This is a genomic window from Actinospineispora eucalypti (genome assembly GCF_039543365.1).
Taxonomy (GTDB): domain Bacteria; phylum Actinomycetota; class Actinomycetes; order Mycobacteriales; family Pseudonocardiaceae; genus Pseudonocardia; species Pseudonocardia eucalypti.
In genome coordinates this window covers 28,644-41,137 of sequence record NZ_BAABJP010000055.1, presented here as the reverse complement: position 1 = coordinate 41,137, position 12,494 = coordinate 28,644, and the positions used below count along the sequence as shown (strand labels likewise).

The window sequence follows — 12,494 nt, the reverse complement described above, 5'->3', positions numbered from 1 at the left end:
ATCGGCGGTATGCTGGGCCGGCTACGGCAACCGAGCAACGAGCGAGGGCAGCGGATGACCGAACCCACGTCCGACGGGGCGGCCAGCCGGGTCGCCGACGCGCTGCGGGCCCAGATCCTGGCCGGCGAACTGGTGCCCGGCAGCCGGATCTCCGAGGACCGGGCGCGGCAGGCTCACGGGGTGTCCCGCAGCACGCTGCGCGAGGCGTTCCGGCTGCTCATCCGCGAGCGGCTGCTGGTGCACGAGCTCAGCCGAGGGGTGTTCGTGCGCCGGCTCTCCCGGCCCGACGTGGCGGACCTCTACCAGGCCCGCCGGGTGATCGAGTGCGCCGCCGTGCGCAGCATCGAGAGCCTGAGCGTGCCGGGGCTGCGGCGGCTGGCCGCCGCGATCACCGATGGCCAGCGGGCCGCCGAGGTGGGCCGCTGGGACGAGGTCGCGGCGGCCAGCATCCGGTTCCACGAGGCGGTGGTCGCGCTGGCCGGCAGCGAACGGCTGGACACCATCATCTCCGGCGTGCTGGCCGAGTTCCGCCTGGCCTACGCCTACATGCGGGACACCCAGCTGTTCCACTCCGCGTTCCTCAAACGCAACGGCGAGATCGCCGACACCCTCCGCACCGGCAACACCGAAGCCGCCGCCCAGATGCTCGCCCAGTACCTCCACGACGCCGAGACCGAACTCCTCACCAACTTCATCGACCCCCCCTGAGAAGGCTGGCGGATCGTCGGACGATCTATTAGTGTCCTGAATCACCTTGGGGCGAGGGGGTGCGGGTGAGATGACCAGTGCGGTGGTGGAGTCGGAGCGGCTGGGGCCGACCGCGAAACGGGCCATCCGAGGGGCGTGCTTCGGGTTCACCGTCGACTACTTCGACATCTACCTGCCGGTGGTCGCGCTCACCCCGGCGATCGCCTACTTCCAACCGGCGCACACCTCCCCCGCGACCGCCGCCACGCTGGCCTACGTCACGCTGGCCGTCACGCTGATCGGCCGGCCGGTCGGCGCCGTGGTGTTCGGCCGGATCGCCGACCGCACCGGCCGGCGGCGGGCGACCCTGATCAGCGTGGCCGGCGCGGGGGCGTGCACCCTGCTCATGGGCTTGCTGCCGGGCTACCAGGCGATCGGCTGGGCGGCGATCGGGCTGGTGCTGCTGCTGCGGTTCGTCGGCGGGGTGTTCATGGGCGGCGAGTACTCCAGCGCCAACCCGCTCGCCATGGAGGCCAGCCCGAAGCGGCTGCGCGGCCTGGTCGGCGGGCTGATCGCCGCCTCCTACCCGGTCGGCTACATCGCCATCTCGGTGGTGGTGGCGACCATGTTCCAGTTCACCCCGGCCGGCGGCCTGGACTCGCCCTACGTGCAGTGGGGCTGGCGGGTGCCGTTCTTCGTCGGCGCCGCGCTGTCGGTGGCCTTCCTGCTCTACTACCGCCGGGTCGAGGAGTCGGCGGTGTTCCGCGCGGCCCAGCGCCAACGGGAGAAATCGTCGAACGAACCGCTGAAGGACCTGCTGACCGGCGGCCACCGGCGCGCGCTGCTGCAGGTGCTGCTGTTGATGACCGGCATGTGGTTCACCGTGCAGGCCACGCTCTCCGCCACCCCGGCCCTGCTCACCACGGTGATCGGGCTGCCCAGCGGCTCGGTGACCACCGGGCTGCTGGTGGCCAACGTGTTCGTGGCGATCGGCTACCTGGTGATGGCGCTGCTCGGCCAGCGGTTCGGCCGGCGCCGGATGCTGGTCCTGGCCGGGGTGTGGACGGTGCTGGTGGCGCCGTTCGTGTTCTTCGCCATGGTCCGGGCCGGGTTTGACGCGGCGACACCCGGTGCCGGGAGCCTGCTGCCGGTGATGGTGTTCGCCACCGCCGCGCTGGTGTTGACGGTCTCCCCGTGGGGCATCGTCTCGACCTACATCCTGGAGCGGTTCGCCACCGGCGTGCGGGCGTCCGGCTACGGCATCGGCTACAGCCTGGCGGTGATCGTCCCTGGCTTCTACGCGTTCTACATGCTGGGGTTGGGGTACCTGATGCCCTACGAGTACACGCCGATCGTGCTCATCGTGCTGGGCGGTGCGCTGAGCACGGCCGGCGCGCTGCTCGGCCCGGAGACCAAGGAGGTCGACATCCAGTGAACCCCGTGATCACCGCGGCCGACTCGCCCGCCGAGGCGAGGGCCCGCATCCGGGAAGGCCGGTGGGCCGGGATCACCACCGGACTGTGCGCCGGCTACCTGCAGGCCAACCTGGCGATCCTGCCCGCCGAGCTGGCCGGGGAGTTCGCCGAGTTCTGCGCGGCCAACCCGAAGCCGCTGCCGCTGCTGGAGGCCACCCCGCCCGGGGTGCCGGACCGGCTGGCCACCGCGCCCGGCGCGGACCTGCGCACCGACCTGCCGCGCTACCGGGTCTACCGGAACGGCGAGCTGGCCGGCGAGCCGACCTCCATCGAGGACCTGTGGCGGGACGACTCGGTGGGCTTCCTGCTCGGGTGCAGCTTCAGCGCGGAGGACGCGCTGCACGACGCCGGGGTGCGGCTGCGCCACCTGGAGCTGGGTACCAACGTGCCGATGTTCCGCACCTCGCTGCGCTGCACGCCGGCCGGCCGGTTCCACGGGCCGGTGGTGGTCTCCATGCGGGCCATCGCCGCCGACCAGGTCGACCGGGCCACCGAGGTCACCGGGCGGCTGCCGCTGGCCCACGGCGCGCCCCTGCACGCGGGCGACCCGGCCGAGCTGGGCATCGCGGACGTGGAGCGACCGGACTGGGGCGACCCGCTGCCCCTGGAGCCGGGCGAGGTGCCGGTGTTCTGGGCCTGCGGGGTGACCCCGCAGGCGGTGTTCGCCGAGGTGCGCCCGGAGGTCGCCATCACCCACGCGCCGGGCCACATGTTCCTCACCGACCGGCCCGCCGGGGCCGCCTGATGCCCCTTGGCCGGGCCTCCGCCGTACTGGGTGCCGCGCTCGCCGCCGCCGTGGCGCTGGCGGCCTGCGCCGGCCCCGCACTGCCGCCGGCCGCCCAACCGTCCGCCGCCCAACCGTCCGCCGCACAGCCACCTGGCACCCGGGCACCCGCCGCACCGGGTCCGGCACCGACCGGGGCGAAGGTCATCTTCGACACCGACTTCGGCGAGCTCAACGACGACTCCCAGGCCCTGTTCCTGCTCCAGCAGGCCGGGGTGAACGTGCTCGGGGTGACCACGGTGTCCGGCAACACCTGGTCGGTGGAGGGCGCCGCTTACGCCCTGCGCCAGCTGGAGCTGCAGGGCCAACCGGGTGTCCCGGTGTACCAGGGGTCGGCCGATCCGCTGTTCGGCAGCCGGCAGGCCACGCTGGCCGCCGAGGCCCAGCGGTTCGGTGCGGACATCAGCTACGCCGGGGCCTGGGAACACCCCCAGCCGGCCGACTACCGGCAGCTCCCCCGGCCGCCCTACGGCGGCTACGCCAAGGCGGCCAGGGCCGACGGCAACGCGGTCGACTTCATCGTGGACCAGGTCAAGCGGTACCCGCACGAGGTCACCCTGTTCGCGCTCGGACCGGCCACCAACGTGGCGCTGGCGGTGAAGAAGAACCCGGAGATCGTGCCGCTGGTCAAGCAGGTGGTCTACATGGCCGGGGCGTTCGACGTGCCGGGCAACCAGGGGCCAGCCGCCGAGTTCAACGTGTGGTTCGACCCGGAGGCCGCCCGGATCGCCTTCGGCACGCCGTTCCCGGACCAGCTGGTGGTGCCGCTGGATGTGACCGACACCGTCTGGTACGGCAAGCCGGAGTACGACCGGCTGGTCGCCGGCGAGAACACCCCGATCAAGCAGGAGTTCAAGGACCTGCACGGACCCAAGTTCGACCAGGACCCCGGGCGCCGCACCCACCTGTGGGACCAGATCGCCGCCGCGGTGTTCCTGCGGCCGGACCTGATCACCCAGTCGGTGGTGCGGCAGGTGCAGGTGTACACCCAGTACGGCGTCAACTACGGCCGCACGATGGGCTTCGAACCCGGCCGCGCGCCGGCCGGCGCCCAGCCGGCGCGGATCGTCCAGCGCATCGACATCCCCCGGTTCTACGACCTGTACGCCGGCGAGCTGGGCAAGCCGCCGGCGCGCTGATGGGTACGGTTCAAATCGGCGCCGTGACGAGCACCGAACACCTTCAACAGCTGCACACCGTGCGCACCGAGCTGGACCGCCTGGAACGGCTGATCACCGAGCCGATCACCTCGAACGACGGCGAGACCCTGCCGGCCTGGCTGCGGGTGACGCGCGGGGAGAGCCACTGGCCGGTGGTGGCCATGATCGCGCTGGCCATCGGGCTGCAGCTGGCCCTGCCGGACCGGCTGCTGCCGCCGCACTGGTGGCTGCTTCCGGGCATCGAGGTGGTGCTGCTGGTTGCGCTGGTGGTGGCCAACCCGAGTCGGTTCGACCGGGAGAGCCGGGCGCTGCGGCTGGGCAGCCTCACGCTGACCGGCGTGCTGAGCGTGGCCAACGGCTGGTCCGCCGCGTTGCTGGCCGCCTCGATGATCACCGGACAGGGCGGCTCGGAGGCGGGGCCGCTGCTGGCGGCGGGGGCGGCGATCTGGCTGACCAACGTGATCGCGTTCGCGCTCTGGTACTGGCAGTTCGACCGGGGCGGGCCGGCGGCCCGGGCGCTGGCCCGGAAACGCAACCCGGACTTCCTGTTCGCCCAGATGGGCAACGCCGACCTGGTCGACCCGAACTGGGAGCCGCGGTTGGTGGACTACCTGTACGTCTCGTTCACCAACGCCACCGCGTTCAGCCCGGCCGACGCGCCGCTGTCGCGCTGGGCCAAGCTCACCACGCTCACCCAGGCGATGATCTCGCTGGTCACCGTGGCGCTGATCCTGGCCCGGGCGGTCGGGGTGCTCCGGTAGGTCGCACTAGTCAGGTAGTGCGGGGCCGCCGCGGCGGGGCGGCGGGCGCATGCCCAGCGCGAGGACGACGCCCGCCGCGGTTATCCCGGCCACCACCAGGAAGATGTTGGCGTAGGACGTGGCCAGCACCTGCAGGGACAGCTCCCGGTAGCGCCCGTAGAGCTGGGTCATGGCGCCGGGCGCGGCCGGGTCGACGCCTGCGTGGCCGATCGTGGTCAGCGCCGCCCGGTTGGCCATCAACTGGGCCTGCTGGATGCTGGCCAGCGCGGCCAGGCCGGCCAGGCCCAGTGCCCCGGCCACCTGGCGGGCCACGTTGTTCAGCGCGCTGGCCTGGTTGGTCCGGCTCGGTGGCACCGCCGCGATGCCCGCCGTCATGATCGGCATCATGGCCAGGCCGAGGCCCCAGCCCCGCACGCAGGTCCACAGGATCAGGTGTTCCCTGGTCAGGTCGGCGGTGGTGCCGGCAAGCAGGTACGTCCCGAAGGCGCAGACGATCAGTCCGATCACGCTCAGCGCGCGCGGCCCGATCTTGTCGTACAGCCGGCCGGAGATCGGCGCGAGCATGCCGGTCGCCACCGCCTGCGGCAGCAGCAGCAGGCCGGCGTCGAAGGCCTCCTTGCCCTGCCCCTGCTGCAGGAACACCGGGATGTAGAACGCGATCGCCAGCAGGTTGACGGTGATGATGGAGATCAGGATCAGCGAGTTGGTGAACGGCCATATCCCGAACATCCGCACGTCCAGCAGCGGGTGCTCCACCTCGAGCTCGATCACCACGAACAGCGTCAGCGCCAGCACCCCGCCGGCGGCCAGCAGCAGCACCCGGTAGCCGGTCCAGCCCCAGTCCTCCCCCTCGGACGCGGCGAGCAGGATGGCGAACAGGCCGAACGCGATGCAGCCGAAGCCCAGGAAGTCGAAGGGCCGGGCGATCGCGGCGGGCAGCTTGGGCAACACCATGAACGCGGCCAACGCGCCGAGCAGGCCGACCGGCACGTTGATGTAGAACACCAGCCGCCAGTCCAGGTACTGCACCAGATAGCCGCCGAGCACCGGGCCGGTGGCCGGCGCGAAGATCACGCCGAGGCCGAACAGCCCCATCGCGCTGCCGATCTTCTGGGGCGGCACGATCCGGTACACCAGGGTCATCGCCACCACCGGCATGATCCCGCCGGGCACCGCCTGCAGGATGCGGAACGCGATCAACGTGTCCAGGTTCCACGCCAGACCGCACAGCGCGGAACCCAGCGCGAACGCCGCCAGCGACGCCAGGTACACGTTGACCAGGCCGAACCGGTCACCCAACCAGCCGCTCAGCGGCACCACGACACCCAGGGTCAGGGTGTACGCCGTGGCGATCCACAGCACGTCGTCGAGGCCGCCGCCGAACTCCTTCTGGATGGTCGGCACCGCGACGTTGACGATCGTGATGTCCAGCACGGCCATGAAGTTGCCGACGACCAGCACGGCCACCGCGAGCAGCCAGTTGGTCCCGGCGGCCGGGGCCGGTGGGCGCGGCGCGGGTGGCGGGGGCGTGAAGGGTCGGGCGGGCGGGGATGATGGAGATACCGAGGCAGCCGCCCCTTCGGGCGGTCGTACTTCCTCAACCGCGCGTGTCATCGTCACCCACCAAGTCGTTACCCAAACTCACTATGCCTATCCTTGAACCTCAAGTGCGCTTGAGTTCAAGGGATTTTGCTGTGAGTTCCTCAGGTTTGTATTCGATCGGCGAGGTGGCCGCCGCCTTCCGGCTGCCGGTGTCCACGCTGCGCTACTACGACGACATCGGCCTGGTTACCGCGCCGGTACGGCGGTCGAGGGTGCGCCACTACGACCGCGCCGCGCTGGAGCAGCTGGTCTACGTGCAGATGTGGTGCGTGGACGCGATGATGAGCCTCGAGCACACCGCCGCGACCGTGGCGAGCACCAGCCGGGAGGAGCGGCACTCGCTGATCGAAAGGGCGCGCGCGGATGTGACCGAACGCATTGCCCGGCTGACCGAGGCACGGGAGCGACTCGACCACATGTTGCGCTGCCCGGCCGACAACCCGATGACCTGCCCGGTCACCCTCAAACAGGTGCGCAAGCGGGTCGACGAGTCGCTGGGCCGGCTGCCCGGCTCCGCTAACGCGGCCGGGGCACCGGGTTCTTCGGGAACCGAAGCCGCCGCACGCTGAGCACCACCATGGCGAACAACGTCGCCACCATGCCGGCGCCGAAGGCGCCGAGAGCGATGCACAGCATCGCGGAGAGCACGGCGAGCACCGTCACCGCGTCGTACGCGATCCGGTTCCAGTTGAACGCGCGGGGCGGGCGGCTGGCGCCGAGCAGACTGGCCAGCGCGGGATCGCTCGCGGTGACCGTCCGTTCGATCTCGCCGAGAACCTGACGTTCCCGCTCACTGAGCATCTGGTCTCCTCCCGCGCACATGCCCCCCTTTCACGAGTACCACCTTTCGCCCCGGAGAACCATTGACTTACCCGACACTCGAACGGGCGGTTTATCCCTTCCGCGAAGTCGAACGATCTGTTACGGCGCCCGGCGATTGCAACCACTCCCGCAGTTCGGTGCCGTGCTCGTCCAGAGCGGGCGGCGGGAGCGGGTAGCGCGGCGGCGTCGCCGAGTAGGTGACGGGGTGCCGGGTGGTGGGCACGGCGCGGTCCCCCTTCCCCGCCTGGGCGACCGGGTCCAGGCCGTACCGCTGGGCCAGCTCGAACCCGCCGTCCACGGTGTTGATCGGACCGGCCGGCACGCCGACCGCGACCAGGGCGTCGAACCACTCGCCCGCCGTGCGCTCCGCCAATGCCTTGACCAGCAGCGGACGCAGCTCGTCCCGGTTCGCGGTGCGGTCCGCATTGCGCCGGAACCGGGGGTCGTCGACCAGCTCCGGTACGCCCAGCACGCCGCACAGCTTGGCGAACTGCCCGTCGTTGGCCACCGCGATGATGATCGGCCGGTCGGCGGCGGGCAGCGGCTCGTACGGGTACACGCTCGGGTGCTGGTTGCCCATGCGAAACGGGACGACCCCGCCGGCCAGGTACGCCGACCCCTGGTTGACCAGGCCGGTGAGCGCCGATGAGAGCAAGTTCACCTCGACATGCTGCCCCTCGCCGGTGACGTCGCGGTGGCGCAGCGCGGCCAGGATGCCGATCGCCGCGTGGTTGCCCGCGATCACGTCGATCACCGAGATGCCGGCCCGCATCGGCGGCCCGTCCGGCTCACCGGTGAGGCTCATCAACCCGGAGGCCGCCTGCACCATCAGGTCGTACCCGGCCACGTGGGCTCCCCCGGCGGCGCCGAAGCCGCTGATCGAGGCGTAGACCACGCTCGGGTTGGTCTCCCGCACGCCCGGGTAGTCCAGCCGGTAGCGGGCCAGCCCGCCCGGCTTGAAGTTCTGGATCATCACGTCGGCGCGCCGGGCCAGCTCGCGGGCCAGCTCGGCATCGGCCGGGTCACGCAGGTCCAGCGCGATGGAGCGCTTGCCCCGGTTGATGCTCAGGTAGTAGGTGGCCACCCCGTCGCGGTCCGGTGGCGTCCAGGTGCGCGTCTCGTCGCCGGCCGGGCTCTCCACCTTCACCACGTCGGCGCCGAGGTCGGCGAGCAGCATGGTGGCGTAGGGACCGGCGAGCACCCGGGAGAAGTCGGCGACCAGTACGCCGTCCAGTGGCCCGCGCGTCCCGTTCGCCGCCTGGGTCATCGATTACCGCCTTCCGCTGGCTGAGCTTGCCCTCCCAGTCTCACCGCGCCGGGCGGTTCCGGCACACCGAGATGGCCAGGGTCACCCGGCCTCCTCGAAGCGCACCCTGGTGCCGGGGACCAACAGCGTCGGCGGGTCTCGGTCCAGGTCCCACAGCCGCAGCTCGGTGCGGCCGATCAGCCGCCAGCCACCGGGCGAGGGACTCGGGTAGATCCCGGTGTACTCGTCGGCCAGGGCGACGGAGCCGGTGGGCACCGAGGTGCGGGGGCTGTCGCGGCGGGGCACGTGCAGGCGCCGGTCCAGCCCGGTGATGTAGGCGAACCCGGGAGCGAAGCCGCAGAACGCCACCCTGTACTCGCCCTGGATGTGCCGGGCGATGACCTCGGGCACGGTCAACCCGGTGAGCTCGGCGACGTCGGCCAGGTCCGCCCCGTCGTAGCGGACCGGCACGACGACCTCGTCCGGCTCCGCGTCTTCGCGCACGGACAGCGGCAGCTTCTCGAGCAGCTCGCGCAGCCGGGCCAGGCCGGTGAGCGCCGGGTCGAACCGCACCAGGACCGTGCGCGCGCCGGGCACCACCTCGAGCAGACCGTCCGGCCCGGCCTCGCGCAGCGCCGCACGCAGCCCGAGCACCTGCTCCCGGTCGTCCAGCTCGACCAGGACGGCCTCGGCGCCGCAACGCAGGATGTGCATTCGGGCACCATAGGTGATTGTTGAACAATCCCTCAAGCAGGCTAGACTTCGTTTCGTGACCAGTACGGAGGACCTGAGCGCGGACCGCGCGCTGCTCGGTCGCACCAGCACCGCCGAGCGAGTGGCGGGGATCCTGCGCGCCCGGATCAGCGCCGGCTACTTCGCGCCCGGCGAGCGGCTCACCGAGGACGAGATCACCAAGGCCCTCGGGGTGTCCCGCAACACGCTGCGCGAGGCGTTCCGGCTGCTCACCCACGAGCGGCTGCTCGTGCACCAGCTCAACCAGGGCATGTTCGTGCGCAAGCTGGACCTGGTCGACGTGCTCGACCTGTACAAGGTGCGCAAGCACGTGCAGTGCTCGGTGGTGCGCGCGGTGACCGGCCCGCCGGCCAACCTCGGCGCCCTCACCGAGGCCGTCCGCCTGGGTGAGCGCGCGATCGACGAGCGGGACTGGCGGGGGCTGGGCACAGCCAACATCCAGTTCCACGAGGCGCTCGCGGCCATCGCGGACAGCCCCCGGATCGACGAGCTCATGCGCGGCGTGCTGGCCGAACTGCGCCTGGTCTTCCACGTGATGACCGACGTGCGCTGGTTCCACGAGCCGTACCTGAGGCGCAACCGGGAGATCCTGGCCGCACTCGGCGACGGCGACGGGCTGCTCGCCGAACGGCTGCTCCACGAGTACCTGGACGACGCCGAGCAGCAGCTGCGGGACGCCTACGCCAGGGCGGCGAGCAGCCCCACGGGCGAGCTCACCGGCCCGGGCAAGCCGGCGAGCCAGAGCACGCCGGACTAGCCCCAGTGCTGCTCAGTTAAGGCGCCGCGCCCGTCGTCAATGTCGGCGTGCGGTGTCGGCGGGGGTTGGTTTCGAAAGATGGCCTGGACGGCGGCGCGGTGGCGACCTTTGCGCGCCCGGCCGGCGGTGTGGATTGCGGAGCGTGGCCGGTGTTGGTCGGGTTCGGGGTTGGGCAACGGTGCGGTTGGGCTAATCGGAGTTCACTTATTGTGACTGAAGTGTCAAAAGTGGTTCACGTGTCTGTTGTGGCTATCGGTCGGCGCATCCTGGAATGGGGTCTGCTCATGGTGGGAGATCAACATCATCGATAGAGACGTTACCCGCGAGTAGAACGTCTGTGAGGATGATGTCGATCTTCATCGACCCCTGGAACGCCGAATAGCCGCGACGAACCGGCGCGTCTGGGCTGACGACAAGTCCCAAACCACTAACTCAACGGCATTGGGACTAGCCCTTCGGACTGCCGTCCATCCAGCGGCCGGTGAAGTCCGGCTCGGTCTTGTCGGCGAAGGCCTGGAAGGCGAGCTTGGCGTCCTCGGTGCCGAAGTTGACGGTCTGCGCCGTGGCCTCGGCGTCCAGCGCCTCGCGGATGGTGCGGCCGAAGCTGGCGTTCAGCATGGCCTTGGTCTGCGCCAGCGCCACCGGAGGGGCGGCGGCGAGCCGCCTGGCCACGTCGGCGGTGAACTCGTCGACCTCGTCCTCCGGCACCACCCAGGTGACCAGGCCCAGTTCCTTGGCCTCCTGGGCGCCGACCATCTCGGCCAGCAGGGCCAGCCGCTTGGCCTGCTGCATGCCCACCAGCCGGGGCAGCACGTAGCTGCCACCCAGGTCCAGGGACAGCCCGCGCTTGGCGAAGATCTGGGAGAACCGCGCCTTCGGCGTGGCCACCACCAGGTCACAGCCGAGCGCCAGGTTGGCCCCGGCCCCGACCGCGACGCCGGTCACCTTGGCCACCGAGGGCACCGGCAGCTCGTGCAGCGCGATGCCGGTCTGGTTGATCTTGCGCATCCGCTCCAGCGGGTGGTCCGGCCCCCGGTCGGCGCCCAGGTCCGCCCCGGAGCAGAAGTCGCCGCCGGCCCCGGTGAGCACCAGCGCGCGCACGTCGGGGTTGTCCGCCGCGTCGGTCAGCGCGGCGCGCAGCAGGCCCCAGGTGGGCAGGTCGATGGCGTTCTTCCGGTGCGGCCGGTTGATCGTCAGGGTGAGCACCCCGCCGGCCTTGTCGTGCTCGGAGAGCAGGGTCGACTCGTCGGTCATCCGATTCCTTCGTTTCCGCGCGTGTCTAACTGGGCACGCGCTCGGCAGGCGCGTGCCGCGCTAGATCTTGAGGAGGTCGGCCAGCTTGGCCCGGTGCGTGGCGGGCGGGCCGAACAGCAGCTCGGAGGCCTTGGCCCGCTTGTAGTACAGGTGCGCATCGTGTTCCCAGGTGTAGCCGATGCCGCCGTGGTACTGGACCATTCCGGTGGCCGCCTCGAAGTACGCCGGGCCGATGTAGGTGCGAGCCAGCGCGGCGGCCAGCGGCAGCTCGGAGCGGTCGTGGTCGGCGGCCCACGCGGCGTGGCGCGCCACCGAGACGGCGTGCTCCCAGGCGCTGTACATGTCCGCGAGGCCGTGCTTCACCGCCTGGTACGAACCGATCGGCCGGCCGAACTGCACCCGGACCTTGGCGTAGTCCACGGTCAGCTCGATGGCCCGCTCCATCCCGCCGACCTGCTCGGCGGCCAGCGCCACGGCGGCCAGGTCACTCACCACGTCCAGCACGGCGGCCGGGTCGGCGGCGGTCAGCGGGCGGGCCGGGGTGCCCGCGAAGGTCAGCCTGGCCAGCCGCCGGGTCGGGTCGATGCCGCCCAGGGTGGTCCGGGTCAGCCCGGCGGCGGAACCGTCCACGGCGAACCAGCCCGGCCCGTCCGGGGTCTGGGCGTAGACCAGCAGCAGGTCGGCCGCGTCCCCGGCGACCACCAGGGTCTTGGTGCCGTCCAGCCGCCAGCCGCCGTCGCGCTGGGCGGCGGTGGTCGCCCCGCCGGTGCGCCCCCAGCCGCTGGCGTCTTCCGCGACCGCGACGGCGCCGATGCCCTCGCCGCTGGCCAGCTCGGCCAGGTAGTCGGCCCGCGCGGTGTCGTCGTCCAGCGCGAGCAGCGTGTCCACGGCCAGCACCGAGGAGCCGAGGAACGGTGTCGGCACCAGCGCCCGGCCCAGCTCCTCGGCCAGCACCGCCCGCTCCAGGTGGCCGGCCCCGGCGCCGCCGCGCTCCTCCGGCACGACCAGGCCGAGCAGGCCCAGCTCGTTGCCGAGCCGGCGCCACAGGTCGCGGTCGTAGCCGGCGTCGGAGGCCATCGCCTCGCGCACCTTGGCCGGCGGAGCCTGGTCGATCAGGAACTTGCGAACGGCCGAGCGCAGCTCCTGCTGCTCGCCGGTCAGGATGAGCTGCACGAATCTCTCCTCAAGGGGTG

General features: G+C 71.5%; 13 protein-coding genes. 7 read left to right on the top strand and 6 right to left on the bottom strand.

What is annotated here, in order from left to right; all coding sequences use genetic code 11:
* Nucleotides 1–54: 54 nt before the first annotated feature.
* The 5 genes from ABEB12_RS36175 to ABEB12_RS36155 all read left to right on the top strand — a co-directional run bounded on the left by ABEB12_RS36175 (nucleotide 55) and on the right by ABEB12_RS36155 (nucleotide 4,867).
* Complete coding sequence (locus tag ABEB12_RS36175) at nucleotides 55–708, top strand: FCD domain-containing protein (RefSeq protein ID WP_221498777.1); 654 nt, start codon at nucleotides 55–57, stop codon at nucleotides 706–708.
* Between the two features lie 70 nt (nucleotides 709–778).
* The gene (locus ABEB12_RS36170) at nucleotides 779–2,122 is read left to right on the top strand and encodes an MFS transporter (protein WP_185065517.1); all 1,344 of its coding nucleotides are present in this window, start codon (nucleotides 779–781) and stop codon (nucleotides 2,120–2,122) included.
* Complete coding sequence (locus tag ABEB12_RS36165) at nucleotides 2,119–2,907, top strand: putative hydro-lyase (RefSeq protein ID WP_345703449.1); 789 nt, start codon at nucleotides 2,119–2,121, stop codon at nucleotides 2,905–2,907. Before ABEB12_RS36170 ends, ABEB12_RS36165 begins: the two co-directional genes overlap by 4 nt.
* On the top strand, nucleotides 2,907–4,085 hold the full coding sequence (locus ABEB12_RS36160; protein WP_185065516.1) for a nucleoside hydrolase: 1,179 nt from the start codon (nucleotides 2,907–2,909) through the stop codon (nucleotides 4,083–4,085). The genes ABEB12_RS36165 and ABEB12_RS36160 overlap by 1 nt, the downstream gene beginning before the upstream one ends.
* A 23-nt stretch (nucleotides 4,086–4,108) precedes the next feature.
* Entirely contained in the window at nucleotides 4,109–4,867 is a 759-nt protein-coding gene (locus tag ABEB12_RS36155) for a hypothetical protein (RefSeq protein ID WP_345703448.1), read from the top strand.
* Between the two features lie 6 nt (nucleotides 4,868–4,873).
* Here ABEB12_RS36155 and ABEB12_RS36150 read toward each other — a convergent pair whose 3' ends face one another.
* Nucleotides 4,874–6,334, bottom strand: a complete 1,461-nt coding sequence (locus ABEB12_RS36150; RefSeq protein WP_185065515.1) for a DHA2 family efflux MFS transporter permease subunit — start codon at nucleotides 6,332–6,334, stop codon at nucleotides 4,874–4,876.
* Between the two features lie 227 nt (nucleotides 6,335–6,561).
* Here ABEB12_RS36150 and ABEB12_RS36145 point away from each other — a divergent pair, with 227 nt between their 5' ends.
* Nucleotides 6,562–7,038: a MerR family DNA-binding transcriptional regulator gene (locus tag ABEB12_RS36145; RefSeq protein WP_221498776.1), complete on the top strand. Its 477-nt coding sequence runs from the start codon at nucleotides 6,562–6,564 to the stop codon at nucleotides 7,036–7,038.
* On the opposite strand, the gene ABEB12_RS36140 is transcribed toward ABEB12_RS36145, so the two are convergent.
* The 3 genes from ABEB12_RS36140 to ABEB12_RS36130 all read right to left on the bottom strand — a co-directional run bounded on the left by ABEB12_RS36140 (nucleotide 6,986) and on the right by ABEB12_RS36130 (nucleotide 9,251).
* Nucleotides 6,986–7,270 carry a DUF3040 domain-containing protein gene (locus ABEB12_RS36140; RefSeq protein ID WP_185065513.1) on the bottom strand — a complete coding sequence of 95 codons (285 nt, stop codon included), beginning with the start codon at nucleotides 7,268–7,270 and terminating at the stop codon, nucleotides 6,986–6,988. The genes ABEB12_RS36145 and ABEB12_RS36140 overlap by 53 nt on opposite strands.
* Before the next feature lie 91 nt (nucleotides 7,271–7,361).
* Nucleotides 7,362–8,558, bottom strand: coding sequence for a CoA transferase (locus ABEB12_RS36135; protein ID WP_185065512.1), 1,197 nt, complete (start codon nucleotides 8,556–8,558; stop codon nucleotides 7,362–7,364).
* Between the two features lie 81 nt (nucleotides 8,559–8,639).
* Nucleotides 8,640–9,251 (bottom strand): carboxyltransferase domain-containing protein, encoded by a 612-nt coding sequence (locus ABEB12_RS36130; protein ID WP_185065511.1) that lies wholly within the window; start codon nucleotides 9,249–9,251, stop codon nucleotides 8,640–8,642.
* A gap of 55 nt (nucleotides 9,252–9,306) precedes the next feature.
* Here ABEB12_RS36130 and ABEB12_RS36125 point away from each other — a divergent pair, with 55 nt between their 5' ends.
* Nucleotides 9,307–10,047, top strand: coding sequence for an FCD domain-containing protein (locus tag ABEB12_RS36125; protein WP_185065510.1), 741 nt, complete (start codon nucleotides 9,307–9,309; stop codon nucleotides 10,045–10,047).
* Nucleotides 10,048–10,494: 447 nt separating this feature from the next.
* Here the strand turns inward: ABEB12_RS36125 and ABEB12_RS36120 are convergent, their stop codons facing one another.
* Together ABEB12_RS36120 and ABEB12_RS36115 are read right to left on the bottom strand one after the other, a co-directional pair.
* Nucleotides 10,495–11,301, bottom strand: a complete 807-nt coding sequence (locus ABEB12_RS36120; protein WP_185065509.1) for an enoyl-CoA hydratase-related protein — start codon at nucleotides 11,299–11,301, stop codon at nucleotides 10,495–10,497.
* 60 nt (nucleotides 11,302–11,361) lie between these two features.
* Nucleotides 11,362–12,474, bottom strand: coding sequence for an acyl-CoA dehydrogenase family protein (locus ABEB12_RS36115; RefSeq protein WP_185065508.1), 1,113 nt, complete (start codon nucleotides 12,472–12,474; stop codon nucleotides 11,362–11,364).
* Nucleotides 12,475–12,494: the final 20 nt, after the last annotated feature.